The following is an 18,682-nucleotide window of genomic DNA, read 5'->3' as shown; positions in this document are numbered from 1 at the left end:
CCTATTTTTTGAACAAGGAGAACCCATGAACCCACACCACAACCCATCACGCCGACAGCTCCTCGCGCGCGGCCTCGCCGCCGCCGTGGCCTTGCCCGCGTTCTCATTGCAGGCCCGCGCACAGGGCCGCCCCGTTCTCAAGGCCGGCGACCAGAAGGGCGGACTGCGTGCGCTGCTCGAAGCAGCCGGCGGACTCGAGGGCCTGGGCTACGACATCCAGTGGTCCGAATTCCCTGCGGCTGCGCCGTTGGCCGAAGCGCTGAATGCCGCGGCCGTCGACTCCGGCCCCATCGGCGATGCGCCGCTCATCTTTGCGCTTGCGGCCGGCACGCGCGTCAAGGCCATCGGCGCGAACCGTTCGGATTCGTACGGCACGGCCGTGCTGGTGCGGCCCGACTCGCCGCTCAAGACCGCGGCCGACCTCAAGGGCAGGAGCATTGCCACCAACCGTGGCTCCATCGGCCACTACGTGACGCTCAAGGCCATCACCGCGGCGGGCCTCAAGCCCGAGGAGGTGAACATCCGATTCCTTGCGCCGGCCGATGCCAAGCTCGCGCTCACGCAGGGCTCGGTCGATGCCTGGGCCACCTGGGAGCCCTACACCGCGCTGGCCGAGGTCAGCCGCCACGCGCGCGTGCTCGTGAGCGGACGCGGGCTGCTGCCGGGCCTCAGCTACCTCGCGGCCACCGACGCCGCCATTGCCGCCAAGCGGCCGGTGCTGCAGGACTTTCTGCAGCGCGTGGTGAAGGCCCAGCTCTGGTCGTACCGCAACGTCGATGCCTACTCGGCCGCACTGGCCCGCATCATCGGCATTCCCCCCGAAGCGGCCAAGCTGCAGTTCGAGCGCCGCCAGCAGAGGTGGATACCCATCGATGCGCTAGTCATCGCTGACCAGCAGGGCACGGCGGATTTCTACCGCCAGGTGGGGCTCATCAGGCAGCCGCTGGATGTGAAGGGGACCTTCGACACGGGGTTTGGTGTGGCGGGTTGAGTGATGGCGCGGCCATAGACCGACGCCCGCTATCGGCTATGGCTCACGAGGCAGGTGATTCAGGGTCGCTGCAGCCAATGGTCGCGGCGTTGCGACGTGCCTTTGCCTTCACGATGGCCGCCTTGATCTTCACGCCGAGCCATATCGCCACTCCCAGCAAGAAGAGAATGGGTCCACCGAGCAGGAAACCCATCATCATTGGCTCCGGGAGCAGGTCATGCCCTCCGCCTCCACCAGAGATCGAAGCGGCAGCCCCTAGAAAGACGACAAAGCCGATTTTCGCCAGGATGGCGCCAATGACAGCGAGAACGATCCCGACGGTAGACAAACGCATAACGATAGATTCCTCACATTCAGGTTTCCGTATGGCCCACATTGGCCTGCTGCGACATCGTTTCTTGCACCGCCTTGGCCGTTCCCCAGTGCTGCAGAAATTCGATCTCGTCGGCCTTGCTCAGCTTGCCCTGTGACCGGTAGACGAGAGCCGTCATCACAGCGCCCGTCTGCACAGGCCTGTCTTCCGGTTCGCCCATCCCTGAATCGCTTTGCCATTCCTTCGGGAATGCCGGCCATGAGCAGGTGACTTGGCTGATCATGTGGAAGCTCGTCTCCATGAAGCCCGGCTTCTGTTCCAACCCGTACTGGCGCGCGCCGGGCTTGCCGCAATAGGTCGTGTAGTCCGGATGCAGGTAGCGGGCGATGCCCTTGTAGGTGGAAGAAGCATCGGCGGGCACGTGATCGACGGTGGGGCCGACTTCCATGTATTGGCGGATGTACTCCCACAGGAACGCCGCCTCCTGCGGACCCGACAGCCCCGGGCCGACGAAGATGCAGTCTTCGCCCTTGGCGCTCGGATCGGTCCGGTCGAACGGCGGGTGGTAAAGCGCCAGCGCCTTGATGGTCTGCTTGGCGCCTGCGCTGGAGCCTTCGGGTTCGAACAGCGCCACCAGGCGCTCCCAGTCCAGCACCACGTTGCCTCCGCAGCAGCCAGGACGCAGCACATACACCTTGCGGGTGAGCCGGTTGAAGCGGATGCGGCCCCGGGCAAGGGTGAAGAAGCAGGTGCGCATGCCCATGTAGTGGAACCACGCGAAGATCATGAAGGCGCTGGCTAACGCAAGGGGAAATAGCAGGAGCCAGCCAAAGGCGACATAGGGCCAGTCGTCCTGCCCATGGGGCATGGTCGGCCAGAAGAAGATGATCGTTTCGAAGAGAAGAGGATGGACCGCGAATCCGTACCACATCCATATCAGCACGAGAGCCGGCAGCACAACATAGAGATTCCCCATTCCGGCACGCCACTGCAAATCCCACCCCGGGTTGCACAGTTCCAGGTACGCATCGTTCTGCGCATAGGCAGCCCGACTCGGAATCTCGACACCGCGCGCACCGGAGCGCTGGGTGGGCCAGTGTTTTTGCCCTTCCAGGTTGATGTGGACGCGGCCTTTTTCGGGGGAGCGGCGCCAGGCCAGCCGGTAGCTGTTTTCGCGAACGAACATGAGTCCTCAGGCTGATCGCAGTTCGACCTGCAAAGCCGAAGCCGTGAGTACACTCGCGGGCCTTCGGCTGCTGGTGGTGGTACTCATGCCTTGCGCGACATCGCTTCTTGCACCGCCTCGGCCGTTCCCCAGTGTTGCAGGAATTTGATCTCGTCGGCCTTGCTCAGCTTGCCTTGTGCCCGGTAAACGAGGGCTGTCATTACGGCCCCGGCCCGCACCGGTTTGTCCTCGGGCTCTCCAACACCTGAATCGCTTTGCCATTCCTTCGGGAACGCCGGCCACGAGCAGGTGACTTGACTCATCATGTGGAAGCTTGTTTCCATGAAGCCCGGCTTCTGCTCCAACTGGTACTGGCGTCGGCTCGGCTTGCCGCAATAGGTGGAGTAGTCCGGATGCAGGTAGCGTGCGATGCCCTTGTAGGTGGAAGAAGCATCGGCTGGCACGTGATCGACGGTGGGTCCGACCTCCATGTACTGGCGGATGTACTCCCACAGAGACGCCGCCTCTTGCGGTCCCGACAAGCCTGGGCCCACGAAGATGCAGTCTTCACCTTTGGCTGTTTGATCCGAAGGATCGAAGGGAGGGTGGTAAAGCGCGAGCATGGCGATGCTTTGTTTGTCCCATCGACTGGTGCTTTGCGGATCGAAAAGGGCGACGAGTCGCTCCCAGTCCAACACAACATTGCCGCCGCAGTAATCAGGGCGCAACACGTACACCTTACGAGTCAGTCGATTGAACCGGATACGGCCTCTTGCATAGGAAAAAAAGCATGTGCGCATTCCCATTCGATAGAACCACATATAGATCAAGAATGCGCTACCTATCGCCAACGGAAACAGCAGTAGCCAGCCCATCAACAGGAAAGGCCAGTCCCTTGGCCGATAGTCGACTACAGGAAAGAAAAAAATAATCTTTCCAAACAACACAGGGTGAACTGCGAATCCGTACCAACACCAGATAACCAGAATAGCTGGCAAGATGACGTAGAGATTGCCGATCCCTGCACGCCACTGCAAATCCCACCCGGGATTGCACAGTTCCAGGTACGCGTCGTTCTGGGCATAGGCAGCTCGACTCGGCATTTCGATGCCGCGCGCTCCGGAACGGTCAGTCGGCCAGTGTTTCTGGCCTTCCAGATTGATGTGTGCTCGACTCTTGCTTATTTCCGAGCGACGCAGTCGCGCATAACCTTCTTCTCGTATGAACACATCCGTTCCTTTATGCAGGCTGCAGCTCAGCTTGCACGTTGCTTAGCGTTTGCAGTGTTTCCTGCAGGTTGTCGTGAATAGGTTTTTGTCCTTTGCGATCCTTGTTCAAGGGAATGTCACGAAGCCATGTGATCCAACTGTCCTCACTCAGCAGAAGAATTGCAATGGCTGCTCCAATGACAAGCACTGCGCCGATAAGTCCAAACACCGTAGCTGCGATGGCCCATCCAGCAGCGCCAGCACCCGTTCCAACTGCAAATACGGCTGCCGCTGTTCCCGCGATTGTGAATAGAGTACCGACTGCGCTGGCAACTTGAAACGCTGCCAAGCCAATTTGCCCCCTCTCTCTCGACTTCCACGCATCCAGAGCATCCAGCACCGCCGACACCGCCGCTGCTGGCCCCAGAAACTTGAAAGCCGCCAGCCGCAGGCTCGTCAGATGCGCGGCATTGATCGAGTCGAGCCCTTTTTCCAATGCCTTGTATTTGTAGATATTTGCACCCTTCACACCGTTGAAGATCGTGTCCTCGTAGGCTTTGGCTCGCCAGTCGTACAGGCTGCCGATGCCTTGAAGGATCTGTCCCATCAGGTCGGCGCCGCTGCGCGCATCCAGCTTGGTGCCGAACTGATTGCCCTTGATGATGGCGCTGGCCACATCGAACAGTCCACCCAGCATGGCAGCGCGTGTGCCGGGTGCAGCCTTGCGAGCGCGGCGCAGCGCCTCTGCTTTGCCTGCGCGGGTGGTTGGTGCGGCGAGACCCTGCAGCTTTTTGGCCCGCAGCTCGATTCGTTTGGCGTTGTCGGCGACGTCGCTCCTGAGCTGTGCGACTTCATTCTGCACGGTGCTGCCCATGGTGCTCATGCCTGCAAGTGCCAAATGCTGTGTCAGCCGGGCGCCGACAGCCGAGGAGGGCAGAGCGTTGATACCGGTCATCGCTCGCGCGCTCAGCAGAGAGAACACGTGGCCGACCCAGGCCGATTTGCGCAGCAAGGCCGGCGCATCGGGTCGGTTCGCTTGGTCGATGAAAGCCAATGCCTTGTCTCCCAGCGCCAAACGACCTGCGACGAGCTTGAGGGCATTGGCCAGCCCGTCGGCGAGCGCGGTTTCGGGGTCCGGTGCCGGCAGAGGCTTCGGGGCACTGTCGATTTCCTTGTAGGTGGCCTTGAGCGTGGCATTGTTGAATGACAGCATGCGAGACAGCGCGTGATCGTCCCATAGAGCGATCTTCTGAAGCCACGTTCGTCCCCAGGTGTGGCTCTCCAGGTTGCCCATGCATTGGGCAAGCTGCAGACTCAAGCTGGCGCCACCGCCCTGCTTGTCGATCTTGTTGTCCTTGCCGCTGTAGCGGTCCATTGCCTTCTTGATTTCCGCGCTGGCGAGCCAATTGCCGTGATCGTGACCAAGCCGGTCGCGCAAGGCTGAAAGTCGGTCGTATGCTTGCTTGTGCGTGCGCTCCAAGAAGGTCTCGGCTGTGGCGGCATCGAAAAGCTCCGTGAACTTTCCGTCGATTTCCTTGATGGATTCAGCCAACGCTCTCGTTCTGTTGTACTCCCGGTTCTTGTTGCGCGTAGCAAGTGCCGCCTCCCGCTCGCGTGGGTCGCGCGGCAACGGGGCGTGGAACATCTTCGATTCTTCGTAGCCCCTGTTCACGGATATGGCTGCCCCTTTCTTGATCAGGTCGCGCAGGCTTTGCGCACCGATCGCCGTCTGGAGCACCCATTCGTTCGTGACGTCCGCGGCAAATCCTTCCGCTTGGTGCACTTGCCAATGGGTGTAGGTGACCTGCACTTCGGATTGCAATTGCCCCAACTCCTGGCAGATGCCAATCGCATCGCTGCAGGCCACCACCGCTCCCTTGTGGGTCTGCAGGAACTCGGCCATCTTCCTCAGCCGCTTGCCATGGGCTTTGTCGTAAGTTGGACCGATGCGTTTGCGGGTGTCGTAGGACACGTCCTCAGTCCCGGTGAAGTCGCCCATGGCCGTTACCGCCGGCGTCCGGACTTCCACCTGTTCCTCGTAGTCTCCCCACCCCCGCTCTTGCGCATTGCTGCCCATCAAGCCGTACATGAGGGGTTCGCACGCATCGCGGACCGCCTCGCTGCTCAATGCGCTGAACTCCACCACCTGCCCATTCAACTGCCCAGGCTGCAGCGTGTCCTTCTGGCTCGTGCTCCCGCCCGCCCATCCCGCAACGTCGAAGCCCTGCATGTACTTGCCCAGGTTCGGCTCGATCTCTTTCTTCAAGTGTTCGTAGTCGATCGGGTCGGGATGGAACATGTAGTCGAGTTTGGTGACGTTCTTTGCGTCACCCACCCACACCATCGAGCTGTTGGCCCCGCGGAACTCCATCTCGCACGCCGGATGGGAAGCCGCCGCTTGAGGCAATCCCACCGGGAATTCGCCGAGGTAGCCATGCGGATGCACGATGTAGCCCTGCCACTCGGGGCCGACGCCTTTGCGCTCGATGCGCAGGTAGAGGTAGCCCGCGCGCAGCATGCGCACGTTGTACAGCGCCGTCTGCATTGCGACGCCCCCGGGCCGGGCTTGCAACTGGCCCATGGGTTGCAGCGGCTTCAGGGCGTTCATGCCTTTGGCCTGCGCGCTGTAGGCCGCCGCATAGCGGACGAACAGGATGGGCAGGCCTTTGCGGTCGCAGTTCTTGCACGGTGTGGCGCAGGGCATCGGAGCTTTCTTTCTTCCTATCTTTCCGAAGGCTGGGCTTCGGCGTAGAGGGTGCCGAAACGCGCTTCAGGCTGTTGACGCAACGCGCCCAGGATTCGAGCGAGCAGGTCGGCTTCGCGCGCCGACTGCCAGAAGCCGTCGCGGCTCATGCCTGCGGATGCGTGTGCCCTCCAGGTGACGGCCACGAAGTCCTCCAGGTTGTCGTCGTTCAAGCCCAGGCTCTGGCCCAGAGCCAGCATGCGGCTCATGGCAGCGCCATCGGGCTGCCGGTCGGGCGGCACATCGTTGCCAGCAAGGCGTGCCCAGACACGGTGGCCCGCGGGAGCGGAATGGGCAGCGTGCCATTGGGCAAGCTCGAAGCTCAGGCGGCCCGCAGCCGATGACGAGAGCGCTTCGGCGTTGTCCGGCCGGACGAACGCACGGAACCATTCAGGTTCGCGGGATGTGGCGGTGACGTCCTGCTGCACCAGGTCGGCAAAGGACCATGGTCCCCATGGCTGCTCGAGCGCCCACCATTGGCGCACGGGGCCCAGCCATGCCTGGCGCTGCGCGTCGGACAGCAGGGGCCATGCGCGCTGCATCACGCGCGCGTCCTGGTACCGGAAGAGGCGCGCTCTGCCATCCGCGGGCGACACTTGATCGCCCAGGCCGGCCCAGTGGTCGGCAATGGCGATGGGGCTGGCTTCGCTGAAGAGCACGCCGCACAAAGGTTGCCGCATCTGGCGTTGTTCGGCATGCAGCCAGGCTTGCGTCAACCATTCGGGAAGATCGTTTGCGATCAGGCCGACAACCACAGGGTCCGTGGACGGCGTGGTCCAGTCCTCCGGCAGCGGCACAAGGCAGGGCGCATCGTCTTCGCGGTGTTTGAAATGGCGATCGGGCACGGCCACGCGTTGTTCCGCCATGGCGGGGTAGCGTTGCTCGATGGCGGCGGTCAACGCATTGGCGTGCCAGTGTTCGAGCGCGAGGCAGGCGCGCAGGGGGCGCCCTCCGGCGGCGGCGAGCACATGAGCCGCCGCGTTGAATGCCGCGCTCAGTTGTCGAACCAGTGCGGCGCAGCGCGGGTCCGCAGAGGGCGCGTCGGCGTATGTCATCGGATCAGCGCGCCAGAGAGCCGGCGCCCTCGTTGGACGCGCCGCCTTCCCTGAGCTTGCAGTCCGACTCGCTGTGCGGCTTGACCGGCAGGCTGGCCGGCCCCACGAGGCTGTGAGAAGCCGCATGCGCCCGCCACACCCCATTGGTGCCGTGCTCGATGCCATTCGCATTCCACCGGGTGTAGCTGGAGCCGCCGTTGATCAGCACCTCGTCCCTGGCCGTGATGGTGATGCGGTTGGCCTCCAGCTTGATGTTGAGCTTGGCCAGCGCATTGATGCTGGCCTTCATGGCCGTGATGTCGATGTCGTCCTTCGCGGCGGTCATGCGGATGCCGGCGTTGGCCGCGGACAGGCGCACCGCGTTCTTGGCGCTCACCAGGAAGCTGTTGCCGGTGGCCACGCTGGTGTGCGCGCCGCTGGTGATGGCGGTGTGTTCGCCGCTCACGATGTGGGTCGAGCCCTGCGCGGTCGTCTGGATGCCCGCGGGACTGGCCAGCGTGAGGTGCGGCTCCTGGAATTCGGGGAAGAGGCCGTGCGCCTTGTCTCCGCCGCTGCCCTTGATGGCGTCGTTCTGCGCCTTCAGCGCCTTGGTCACTTCGTCCTGGTCGCCGGGCTCGTGCGCCTTCGCCGCCTGGGCGGCCTGGCTCAGGCTTTCGTGCAGGTCGCGTCCTTGCGTGAGCCGGGCGACCGTCTCGGGCATGTCGGTGATGTGGCCCTGGGCGTTGGGGCGTGCCTCGGTGCTCAGCAGCAGGCCCTGGCCGGCCCGCAGGGCGCCGTGGCCATCGGTGCGCAGTTCGGCGCCCTGGCCCCGGTCGTCCCGGCGGCCGGAGACATCGTCGATGCGCCCGATGTGGCCCAGGCTCAGGCTGGTGCTCTGGTGGTCGCTCTTGAGCTGGGCTTGTACCTTGCCGCTCGAATCATCGAGAGCGAGGTGGTTGCTCTTGCCACCACCGAGCTCGCGGCTGCGCAGGCCTGACAACTGCTTCTGATGCGGCAGTTCCCACGCGGGCATTTCGTCGGCGTTGTGTACCCGGCCGGTGACGATCGGGTGGTCGGGGTCGCCGTTCAGAAAATCGACGATGACTTCCTGCCCGATGCGCGGCAGCGCGGCCGCGCCGAAGGTGGCGCCGGCCCAGGCCGTGGACACGCGCACCCAGCAGCTCGAGTTCTCGTTGCGTTCGCCGATGCGGTCCCAGAAGAACTGCACCTTGACGCGGCCATACTGGTCAGTCCAGATTTCTTCGCCGGCCGGGCCGACCACCAACGCGGTCTGCGGGCCATCGCTCCACGGCTTGGCCGTGGTGCGCGGGGGACGCCAGGCGTAGCTCGTGGGCTGGGCCTCGAAGGCGAAGCGCTGGACCGAGCCTTCGGAGGCATTGGCGCCTTCGCTGGCCTGCAGGTTTTCCTGAAGGTCGTACTCAACAGCCAGCAGCAGATGCTCCCTGTTCTGATCTTGACGCGGATGGTGCGTGAGCGTGAAGGTGCAGCCCGGGGCCAGATCGCGCCGGTTGGCGCGGCCTGTGACCCGGCTGCGTTCGCTCAGCTGTTCCTCGGTACGGAGGCGCGCATAGGTCTCGCCGTCGTCGTGCTGGGTGAAGCCGCCGGGCCATTCGTAGCGCTCGGAGTCGTCGTGGTCGTGCCCGGGCGGCATTTGCCGCAGATGCGACAGCTCGGCCCTTGGTTTCTCGAAGTCGTAGTCGTCGTTGAAATAGTGACCTGGGCGCACTTCATCCGCGGACGCCCATTCGTAGATGCGCTCGCTGGCCTCCAGCCCGCCGGTCATGCCGGCTTTCTCGTGCGGGTGGTAGCGCACGGTCTCGCCGCCGGGCAGCGGGGCGTGCGAGCTGGCGATGTCGTCCGCGAAGACGAGCACGTGCTGCTCGGCCTCGTGGCGGAAGTAGTAATAGATGCCTTCGTGCTCGCAGAGACGGGACACGAAGGAAAAGTCGTCCTCCCGGTACTGCACGCAGTAGGTCCAGGAGCGGTAGCTGCGGCTGAGCTTCTGTTCGAGGGGATAACCGTAGTGCCCGAGCACGGCCGCAACGATCTCGGGCACCGTCTGGTCCTGGAAGATGCGGAAGTCGGAGCGGCGCGTGGCGAGCCACAGCCACGGGCGCAGCCGCATCTTGTAGAAGGCTTGGCGGTCGTCTTCGTGCGACAGGCCGAAGCGGGTGACGAGGCCGGCCAGGTAGCGCGGAGCGCCGCTCTCGGTCTCCATCACGACGGTGGCGGGCTTGCCCAGGATGGATTTGGGGTCCAGCGCATTGCTGCTGCCCAGCAATTCCAGGTCGAAGGCGTAGGCCTGGCTGAGCGCCTCGCGCCCCGCCAGCCGGTGGAATTGCAGTGCCTCGCCCAGCGGCGTCTGGATGGTGACGCGGCGCTTCATGGATGGCGTCTCCACGCGATCGGCAAGATCGCCGGGGACGCGACGGATGATGTCGCAATGGCGTGTTTCACGCGGACTCCCTGCAGTCGCTTTTGTTGATTACTTTTTGCTTAAGAGAGCGATGTGGGCCGCTCTCGATGCGTCGTCGTACGTTGCGACAAGACGTTTCAAGCGATCGCAATTATGCGATTTCAATGCATGGCGATGAACAAGTTCTCTTTCGATTTGGGGGATTTTGTTGCAGTTGCACCGGCGATTTGAATTGCCGGAAAAACGCACTCATACGACGTATGTAGTCACTGGATCCGCGATCCGGTTTTTATTCAAACAAAAGAACTCTCAAGCACGTTCCGCCGCACGCGCCAACTGCGACAGCCTTTTGACCAGCGGCTCGAAGAGCTCCGCCGAGGTGTTGCCATAGCCCAGCACCAGCCCGTTGTCCGAAGGCTGCGGCCGCATTGCAAAGCTCGACAGCGCAGTGGGCGCGAGCCGGTGGCGCAGCGCGTCGGCCGCAATGCGCTGGTCGTCGAAGCGCGGTGGCAGCCGCACCGTGAGGTGCAGTCCGCAGTGGCCGCCGTCGATCTCGTGCGGCACCTTGAAGTGCCGTGCGAGCGCCAGCCGCAGCGCCTGTTGCCGCTCGCGATAGAGGCGCCGCATGCGGCCCAGGTGGCGGCTGAACTGGCCGCTCTCGATGAAGTCGGCCATCGCAAGCTGCTCGTGGCGGTGTCCGCCGCGCAGCATTTCCTCGAGCGGCTTCTGCACCGCGGCCATGAGCGGCGCGGGCAGCACCACGAAGCCCAGCCGCAGCGACGGAAACATCGTCTTGCTGAAGGTGCCCACGTAGAGCACCGGCGCGTCGTCCACCAGCCCCTGCATTGCGCCGATGGGTTCGCCGGTGTGGCGGAACTCGCTGTCGTAGTCGTCCTCGATGATCCACGTGCCATGGCGGCGGGCCTGCGCGATCAGCGCGAGGCGGCGCGCAATGCTCAGCACCGCACCGGCCGGGTACTGGTGCGAGGGCGTCGTGTAGACCAGCCGCGGCGGGTGTTTGTGCCAGTCGCGTTCGCTCGTGCACAGGCCTTCGGCATCGACGCGCATCGGCACGATGCGCATGTCGCCGGCGTGCATGGCCGCCTTCGCGCCGCGGTAGCCCGGGTCTTCGACCCAGCCGGTGTCGCCGGGGTTCGACAGCAGCCGCACGCACAGCGCAATGGCTTCCTGCGCGCCCTCGGCGATCACGACCTGGTGCGGCTCGCAGCGCACGCCGCGCGCAATGGCCAGGTGCCGCGCGATGGCCGCGCGCAGTGGCGGTTCGCCGAGCGGATCGCCATAGCCGAGCGTGGCGGGGCTGGCGCCGCGGATCGCTCGGTCGACGGCGCGACGCCATGCGGCCGCGGGAAAGTGCGAGAGCGCGGGCATGCCGGGCCGCAGCGCGGCGTCCATCTCGGCGCGCGGCGCGCCGGGCTGGATGCGTGCGAGCCGCCGCGCCGTGGCCGGCACGGCGCCGGATCTGGCGGCGCGCATGCCCTTTGCGGGCGGTGCCAGTTCGGTCACGCGCGTGCCCTGCCGGTCGGGCTGCACATAGCCTTCGGCCGCCAGGTGCTCGTAGGCCGCGGTGACGGTGTTGCGCGAGATCGAGAGCGCCTCGGCCAGCGCGCGCGAACCGGGCAGCCGGCTGCCCGGCGCCAGGCCGCCATCGAGAATGGCGCGCTTCAGGCGCTCGTGCAGCTGGCGCTGCATCGGGCCGGCCTCGCGCTCCCTGGCGAGCGGGGATTCGAGCCATGCGGTGGCATTGCGGGTCGATGGGCTCATGGGAGAAGAGGGCGCGTGGCACCATGAAATGAACGGGCCGTGGCGCTTCCTGCGGCGCCACGCAAAAGGTACTTTAGCGCTTCCCCGGCCGTGCCGCGTCATCCATCTCCTCCCCTGAAAGCTCTTCTTCATGCCAGATCGCCACAACGCATACGGCCAGCCGGTCGGTCCGCTGCTGCCCGGTTGGACCGCGCGCCCGCTGCCGCCGCGCCGCGCCATCGAGGGCCGCCATTGCACGCTCGAACCGCTGGACGCGGCGCGGCATGCGGACGATCTGCATGCGGCCTATGCGCAGGCACCCGACGGCCGCGACTGGACCTATCTGTTCGTCGAACGGCCCGCAGACCTCGCGGGCACCCGCGCCCACATCGAGCGCGCTGCGCAAAGCACCGACCCGATGCACTTCGCGGTCGTCGACCGGCAGAGCGGCCGCGCCATAGGCACGCTCGCGCTGATGCGCATCGACCCCGCGAACGGCGCGATCGAGGTCGGCAGCGTCACTTTTTCTCCGCTGCTGAAGCAGACGCCGATGTCGACCGAAGCCCAGTACCTGCTGATGAAACTGGCCTTCGACGAACTCGGCTACCGGCGCTACGAATGGAAGTGCGACAACTTCAACGAACCATCGAAGCGCGCAGCCGCGCGCCTGGGGTTCCAGTTCGAAGGCATCTTCCGGCAGGCGCTGGTCTACAAGGGCCGCAGCCGCGACACCGCGTGGTTCTCGATCACCGATGGCGAGTGGCCGATGCTGCGCACGGCCTTCGAGCGCTGGCTCGCGCCCGCGAACTTCGATGCCGAGGGCCGGCAGCGCATGGCGCTCGACCGCTTCAGGCTGCCGCGCGGCTGAGGCCGCTCAGTCCGGCTTGCCGGGCTTTTGCGACTGCTCGCACTTCACCTGGATCAGCTCGCGCTCGTCCAAGGTGGCGCCGATGCGCACCGCGCTCAGGCAGCCGCCCCAGACGCAGCCGGTGTCGGTGGAGAGCAGGTCGGGCCGCGAGAGCCAGCCCAGCGTCGACCAGTGGCCGAAGGCGATGGTGGCATTGGCGGTCTTGCGACCGGGCACGTCGAACCAGGGCATGAAGCCTTCGGGGCCGGGCAGCATGCCGTCCTTGCTCTCGAACTCCATCACGCCCTCGGCGGTGCAAAAGCGCAGCCGCGTGAGCGCGTTCACGATGACGCGCAGCCGCGCGCTGCCGCTGAGCGTGTCGCTCCACTGCGCGGGCTCGTTGCCGTACATGCCGAGCAGGAATTCGCCCAGCGCCGGGCCGCGCAGCACCGATTCGACCTCCGACGCCAGTGCGAGCGTGTCGCCGACCGTCCACTGCGGCAGCACGCCGGCATGCACCATGAGCAGGTCGCCGCCGTCGATCTGCATGTGCAGCGCCATGTGCTGCCGGCGCACCCATTCGAGCATGGCTTCGCTGTCGGGTGCTTCGAGCAGGCCGGCCAGCGTGTCCTTGCGGCTGGACTTGCGCGCGCCGTGCGCCACGCCCAGCAGATGCAGGTCGTGGTTGCCCAGCAGGCTGAGCGCCGAGGCGCCGTAGCCCTGCACGCGCCGCAGCACGGCGGCCGAATCGGGACCCCGGTTGACCAGGTCGCCCAGCAGCACGATGGTGTCGCGGCTGGGTGAAAAACCGATCTTGTCGAGCAGTTTCTGGAGGGCGGCGTCGCAGCCCTGGATATCGCCGATCAAGTAAAGTGCCATGTCCTCATTTTCACCCCCCGTTCATGGATGTTCTCCTGCTGGCCTTGCTGACCACGCTGAATGCGTTGTTTGCGATGTCCGAAATGGCCCTTTCAACCAGCCGGCGCGCGCGCCTGGCAGCACTGGCCGAGACGGGCGATACCGGGGCGGAGGCCGCGCTGCGGCTGATGGAGGAGCCGACCCACTTCCTGTCGACCGTGCAGATCGGCATCACCTCCATCGGCATGCTCAGCGGCATCGTGGGCGAGGCCGCGTTCGCGGCGCCGCTCGCGGTCTGGATGGAGAACCTGGGGCTGGGCCGCGGCACGGCCAGCGTGGTATCCACTGCGGTGGTGGTGACCGGTATCACCTTCTTCACCATCATCTTCGGCGAGCTGGTGCCCAAGCGGATCGGCCAGCTCTACCCGGAACCCGTGGCGCGCTGGGTGTCGCGCCCGATGCGCGGGCTCGCCAAGGGAGCCAAGCCGTTCGTCTGGCTGCTGGCGGGAGCCACGGCCACCGTGCTGAAGCTGCTGCGCATCGACGCCAATGCCGCGCGCTCCATGACCGAAGAAGAAATCTCGGCCAGCCTGGAAGAGGGCGTGGACGCCGGCGTGATCGAGCAGCACGAGCACCAGATGGTGCGCAACGTGTTCCACCTGGACGACCGCCGGCTGTCCTCGCTGATGATCCCGCGCGCCGACATCGAATGGCTCGACGCCTCCGACACCGTGGCCGAAGCGCTGCAGAAGGTGGCCGACGCGGGCGCGCTCAACCTGGTGCATTCCTGGTACCCGGTGTGCCGCAACTCGCTCGACGACGTGGTCGGCGTGATCAGCGTGGCGCACCTGCTGCGCCTTGGCACCGGCCATGTCGGCGTGCTGGGCCAGGAGGCCGCGCCTGCCGTGTTCGTGCCCGAGACGCTCACCGGCATGGAGCTGCTCGAGCAGTTCCGCGAACGCGGCGGCCGGCTGGTGTTCGTGGTCGACGAATACGGCGTGGTGCAGGGCCTCATGACGCCGCGCGACATGCTCGAAGCCATCACCGGCGAACTGCAGCCCGGCACGCTGACCGACGCCTGGGCGCGCGAGCGGCCCGACGGCGTGTGGGAGCTCGACGGCCTGATGCCGGTGTCGGAACTGCGCGCCAGGCTCGGCATCCGCGAGCTGCCGGAAGAGGAGCGCGGGCGCTACAACACCGTGGCCGGCCTGCTGATGGCCGTGTCCGGCCACCTGCCCAAGACCGGCGAAGTCATCGACTGCGCGGGCTGGCATTTCGAGATCGCCGCGCTCGAGGGGCGCCGCATCGACCGGGTGCTGGCCTCGGCCGACAAGTCGGCATCGAAGAACGACTAGGGCCCGTTCACCCCATCAGAAATCAGAAGAAGTCCACACACCATGAACCCCACCGAAGACATCTACACCGAGCCCAACGCCGACCCCGACACGCTCGCCAACCTCGGGCCGCTGCGCGCCATGGCCGGCATCTGGGAGGGCAGCCGCGGCGTGGACGTCAAGCCCAAGCGCGAGGGCCCTAAGACGCAGGTCTATGTCGAGCGCTACGAACTGCAGCCGATCGATCCGCAGACCAACGGCCCGCAGCTGCTGTATGGCCTGCGCTATCACACCTACATCCACAAGCCCGGCCTCACCAAGATGTACCACGACCAGGTGGGCTACTGGCTCTGGGAGCCGGCCACCGGCACGGTGCTGCACACGCTGGCCATTCCGCGCGGGCAGGTGGCCATGGCCAGCGGCCATGCCAAGGCGGACGACACGCGCTTCACGCTCAGCGCCGAGCGCGGCAGCCTGGTGAACGGCATCGTCTCGAACCCGTTCATCGAGCAGGCCTTCACCACGCTGGCGTGGAACATCACGGTGACCATCAACGCCGACGGCACATGGTCCTACGACCAGGACACGGTGATGCAGATCCAGGGCCAGGCCGAGCCCTTCCATCACACCGACCGCAACACGCTGACGCGCGTCGAAGGGCCGGGGCGCAATCCGCTCGCAATGCCCGATGCGCCGGCCGCCGCGGCGGTGCAGCGAAAGTAGCCGCACCGCCCGCTGCGCTCACCAGCGGATCTTCAGGCCCACGCTGCCGTTCAGGCCGCTCTTCGTGCGGGCGCCGCCGCCCGATGCCCAGAACTTGCCGACCTCGCCATACAGGCTCATGTTCTGCGTGAGCTGCAGCGTGGCGCCTGCCGCCAGTTCGGTGCTCGTGCCGCCGGTGCGGGTCGTAATGTCGGTGTAGCCCGCGGGGCCGATGAAGCGCGTGACGTCCGTGCCGCTGCTGCTGCGGTAGAGGTTCAGCCGCGCATAGGGCTGCAGCGGCCCGGCGCTGGTGGTCATCTCGCCCTTGACCCGCACGCCGGCGCGCACCAGCCAGCCGCTGTGGCTGTGCTGCTGCACCACGGCGCCGATGATGCCGGCGTCGTCCAGGCTCACGCGCTGGTGCACCAGCTGCAGCTGCGGCTCGACGATCCATTCCGGCGAGATGCGAAAGCCCTGGCCCACCTCGACGGAAGCCAGCAGGCTGTGGCCCTTGCCCGAGCCGGCCGAGCCCAGCGTCGTGGCCGCGGTGTAGCGGTGGCGCCCGGCCTGCAGCACGCCGTCCACGTACAGGCCGCTGTCGTTCTTCCAGGTGGCGTAGGCGCCCAGGTACTGGCTGCGCAGGTCGCTGGAGCCGACCCCATAGCCCTGCACGCCGCGGGCAAAGCCGTTCACGCGCATGTCGCCCTCGAGCTGGCCGATATAGATGCCGACGCGCCAGTTGGGATTGGCCCACAGGTCGTTGCCGGCCTGGAAGCCCGTCAGGCGCCCCTCGCTGGTGGGGCTCACGGTGCCGCCCTGGCCGATGGTGCGGTCCATGCTGATGATGCGGGCCCAGCCCTGGCGGTAGCCCTGCTGCGGCGTGGCCGTGGCGAGGCCGGCCGCGCCGTCGTCGCCCACGCGCTGGTGGAGGTTGCCCACCATCGCCAGGTTGGACTGGCGGAACTGCTCGGGCAGCGCCGCGTACAGCGGGACCTCGGCACGGTAGGTGGGCACCGTCACGCCGGCAGGCGGGGAGCCACCGTCGCTGCTTCGCGGGGGGCCACCGTCGTCCGGCGCAGGTGCAGGTGCCGGTGGTGCAGGCGGTGCAGGCGGTGCGGGTGGTGCCGGCGGTGCAGGCGGTGCAGGCGGCCCCGGTGGTGCCGGTGGCGGAGGTGGTGGGGGCGGTGGGGGAGGAGGCGGTGGAGGAGGCGGCGGCGGCGCGACGATGATGCCGGAGCGCAGGTACCAGTTCTCGCCCGCGCCGCTCGCATCGGCGGCGTGCAGCCGGTACTCGTAGGCGCCGGCGTCGACGTGGCCGCCCGCCAGGCGGAAGGCGTCGCGCGTGGTCTGCGCCGTGGTGGTGGCGCCGTTCATCGCGGTCACCACTTCGATGCCGTTGCCGATGGTCAGCGCGCCCAGGCCGCCCAGGTTGGTGATCTGTATGTTGGTGCTGCCGCTGGCAATGGCGGTGCAGCCGCTGAGGATCAGCCGGTCGCTCAGGCTGGCGCTGGTGCCCAGCGCCGTGCCCAGGCGCAGCGTGCCGTCGTTGCCGACCCAGGGGCCCTGCACCGTGAGGGTGGCGCCGGGCGTGCCGCTCAGCAGCGAGACGATGCCGCTGTTGGCCATCGACGCGATGGTCTGGCTGTGGCCCGCCAGGTCGAGCGTGGCGCCCGCGTTGACCGTGAAGGCGCTCGCGCTGCTGAAGGTGTCGGCCGCGCCGGCGCGCAAGGTGCCGGCCGCGACGTTGGTGGCGCCGGTGTTCGTGTTGGTGCCGCTCAGGGTCAGCGTGCCTGCGCCCACCTTCACCAGGTCGCCGGCGCCCGAGATCGGGCCCGACCAGCCCATGCCGTTGCCGTTGGTGTCGATGGTGCCCGTGCCGCCCAGCAGCAGTGCGTTGTCCAGGCTCAGGCCGTCGGCTCCCGCGATCACGCTGGCGCTGGCACCGCTTTCGATGGCAATGGCGCCCAGCATCGACGAGCCCGTGTTCACGGTCAGGCCGTTGCTGCCGCCGGTGAATGCCACGGCCGATGCGCGCATGGCACCGTCGCCGCCAAGGCCGCCTGAGATGGTGCCGCTGTTGGCGATGTTCAGGTTGGCGCCCGCGATGCCGGCACCGCCGGCGCCGTGCGCACCGCTGGCGCCGCCGTTGCTGTTGGCCCCGCCGATGCCGCCCGCGCCACCGGCGATGGTGCCGCTGTTGGCAATCGTCGCGCCGCTGCCGGTGGACAGGAGGCCCGCGCCGCCGCCGCCGCCGCTGCCGGGCGCGCCGGTGCCGCCCGCGCCGCCGCCGCCCGCACCGCCAGCGCCGCCGGCGCCGCCGGTGATCTGGCCAACGTTGGTCACGGCGAGGGTGCTGCCGGCCAGCGTGGCACCGGCGCCGCCCGCACCGCCGCCACCGCCCGAGGCATTGCTTCGGGCCGGCAGCAGTTCGGACCCGCCGGCGCCGCCGGCACCGCCCGCGAGCGTGCCGCTGTTGCCGAAGCCGAGCCCGGGCGTTGCCGCGCTGATGAAGAATCCGCCGCCGCCACTGCCGCCGCCGCCGGCCTGCGAGTAGGCGTCGCCGCCCTTGCCACCGGCGCCGCCGGTGGAAATACCGGAGGCGTTGTAGTTGCCGACCAGGCCGATCAGCGTGGATCCATAGCCGCCGGCGCCGCCGCCGCCGGCCGCCCAGTAGCCGTTGCCGCCCGCACCGCCGTTGCCGCCGGTGTAGCTGCCCCAGGACGCGATGGTGCTGGAGCCCATCGGAAAGCCGTGGTAGCCGCCCCCGCCACCGCCGCCATAGCCGTTGCCGCTGCTGAGATCGCCGGTCTGCGATTCGCCCGCGCCGCCGTCGGCTCCCTGCAGCACGCCGGGAGTGACTTCGCTGTTGGAGCTGCCTGCCGCGCCGCCCGCGCCTGCCGTGGCGCCAGCGAAGGCGCCCACGTCGGCGGCGGAGCCCGCGGTAACGCCTGCATCGGTCGACGACCCGCCGTCGCCGCCGTGCGCGGCGATGGAGCTGTCATTGAGACCGCCCGCGCCGCCGCCGCCGTTGCTGCCGCCGGAACCGGCGTGCAGCGCGGCGCTGTCCACGGGCTGGCCGCCCGCGCCGCCCTCGGCCAGGGTCGGGCCGGCACCCAGGCACAGCACCGCCATGGCAACGGCATGCAGGCCGGTGGTGCGCGCATGGCCGCGTGCGATTTCGGGCGCGGCCACCCATGCGCCGAGCGCCGGATTCCAGAGGGTACGGAAGGTCTTGTTCATGGTCTTACCTTTTTCACGGCTTGTTTCCCTAGGTGATCTCCCGGGCATT

General features: G+C 66.9%; 13 protein-coding genes. 4 read left to right on the top strand and 9 right to left on the bottom strand.

The window, feature by feature from the left end; genetic code table 11:
* The first annotated feature begins 25 nt into the window (after nucleotides 1-25).
* Nucleotides 26-991, top strand: a complete 966-nt coding sequence (locus RZE77_RS20115) for an ABC transporter substrate-binding protein (protein ID WP_319438956.1) — start codon at nucleotides 26-28, stop codon at nucleotides 989-991.
* Between the two features lie 43 nt (nucleotides 992-1,034).
* On the opposite strand, the gene RZE77_RS20110 is transcribed toward RZE77_RS20115, so the two are convergent.
* From RZE77_RS20110 to pdxR, 7 genes are all read right to left on the bottom strand, one after another.
* Entirely contained in the window at nucleotides 1,035-1,325 is a 291-nt protein-coding gene (locus RZE77_RS20110; RefSeq protein ID WP_319438955.1) for a hypothetical protein, read from the bottom strand.
* 19 nt (nucleotides 1,326-1,344) lie between these two features.
* On the bottom strand, nucleotides 1,345-2,490 hold the full coding sequence (locus RZE77_RS20105) for a hypothetical protein (RefSeq protein WP_319438954.1): 1,146 nt from the start codon (nucleotides 2,488-2,490) through the stop codon (nucleotides 1,345-1,347).
* An 83-nt stretch (nucleotides 2,491-2,573) separates the two neighbouring features.
* A complete protein-coding gene (locus tag RZE77_RS20100) occupies nucleotides 2,574-3,698 on the bottom strand; it encodes a DUF6708 domain-containing protein (RefSeq protein ID WP_319438953.1) in 1,125 nt (374 codons plus the stop codon).
* A gap of 10 nt (nucleotides 3,699-3,708) precedes the next feature.
* Nucleotides 3,709-6,381, bottom strand: coding sequence for a T6SS effector BTH_I2691 family protein (locus RZE77_RS20095; RefSeq protein ID WP_319438952.1), 2,673 nt, complete (start codon nucleotides 6,379-6,381; stop codon nucleotides 3,709-3,711).
* Nucleotides 6,382-6,398: 17 nt separating this feature from the next.
* Complete coding sequence (locus RZE77_RS20090) at nucleotides 6,399-7,475, bottom strand: DUF4123 domain-containing protein (RefSeq protein WP_319438951.1); 1,077 nt, start codon at nucleotides 7,473-7,475, stop codon at nucleotides 6,399-6,401.
* Between the two features lie 4 nt (nucleotides 7,476-7,479).
* Nucleotides 7,480-9,861: a type VI secretion system Vgr family protein gene (locus RZE77_RS20085; RefSeq protein ID WP_319438950.1), complete on the bottom strand. Its 2,382-nt coding sequence runs from the start codon at nucleotides 9,859-9,861 to the stop codon at nucleotides 7,480-7,482.
* Between the two features lie 339 nt (nucleotides 9,862-10,200).
* Complete coding sequence (pdxR, locus tag RZE77_RS20080) at nucleotides 10,201-11,673, bottom strand: MocR-like pyridoxine biosynthesis transcription factor PdxR (protein WP_319438949.1); 1,473 nt, start codon at nucleotides 11,671-11,673, stop codon at nucleotides 10,201-10,203.
* 130 nt (nucleotides 11,674-11,803) lie between these two features.
* Between pdxR and RZE77_RS20075 the strand changes: the two genes are divergently transcribed.
* Nucleotides 11,804-12,520, top strand: a complete 717-nt coding sequence (locus RZE77_RS20075; protein WP_319438948.1) for a GNAT family N-acetyltransferase — start codon at nucleotides 11,804-11,806, stop codon at nucleotides 12,518-12,520.
* 6 nt (nucleotides 12,521-12,526) lie between these two features.
* Here the strand turns inward: RZE77_RS20075 and RZE77_RS20070 are convergent, their stop codons facing one another.
* A complete protein-coding gene (locus RZE77_RS20070; RefSeq protein WP_319438947.1) occupies nucleotides 12,527-13,378 on the bottom strand; it encodes a symmetrical bis(5'-nucleosyl)-tetraphosphatase in 852 nt (283 codons plus the stop codon).
* A gap of 23 nt (nucleotides 13,379-13,401) precedes the next feature.
* Between RZE77_RS20070 and RZE77_RS20065 the strand changes: the two genes are divergently transcribed.
* Nucleotides 13,402-14,712, top strand: a complete 1,311-nt coding sequence (locus RZE77_RS20065; RefSeq protein WP_319438946.1) for a hemolysin family protein — start codon at nucleotides 13,402-13,404, stop codon at nucleotides 14,710-14,712.
* Nucleotides 14,713-14,754: 42 nt separating this feature from the next.
* Nucleotides 14,755-15,414 (top strand): FABP family protein, encoded by a 660-nt coding sequence (locus RZE77_RS20060; protein ID WP_319438945.1) that lies wholly within the window; start codon nucleotides 14,755-14,757, stop codon nucleotides 15,412-15,414.
* Between the two features lie 18 nt (nucleotides 15,415-15,432).
* On the opposite strand, the gene RZE77_RS20055 is transcribed toward RZE77_RS20060, so the two are convergent.
* The gene (locus RZE77_RS20055) at nucleotides 15,433-18,633 is read right to left on the bottom strand and encodes an autotransporter outer membrane beta-barrel domain-containing protein (protein WP_319438944.1); all 3,201 of its coding nucleotides are present in this window, start codon (nucleotides 18,631-18,633) and stop codon (nucleotides 15,433-15,435) included.
* Nucleotides 18,634-18,682 lie beyond the last annotated feature (49 nt).

It is taken from the genome of Variovorax sp. SPNA7 (genome assembly GCF_033807855.1).
GTDB classification, from domain to species: Bacteria; Pseudomonadota; Gammaproteobacteria; order Burkholderiales; family Burkholderiaceae_C; genus Variovorax; species Variovorax beijingensis.
This window is presented reverse-complemented; position numbering and strand designations above follow the sequence as displayed.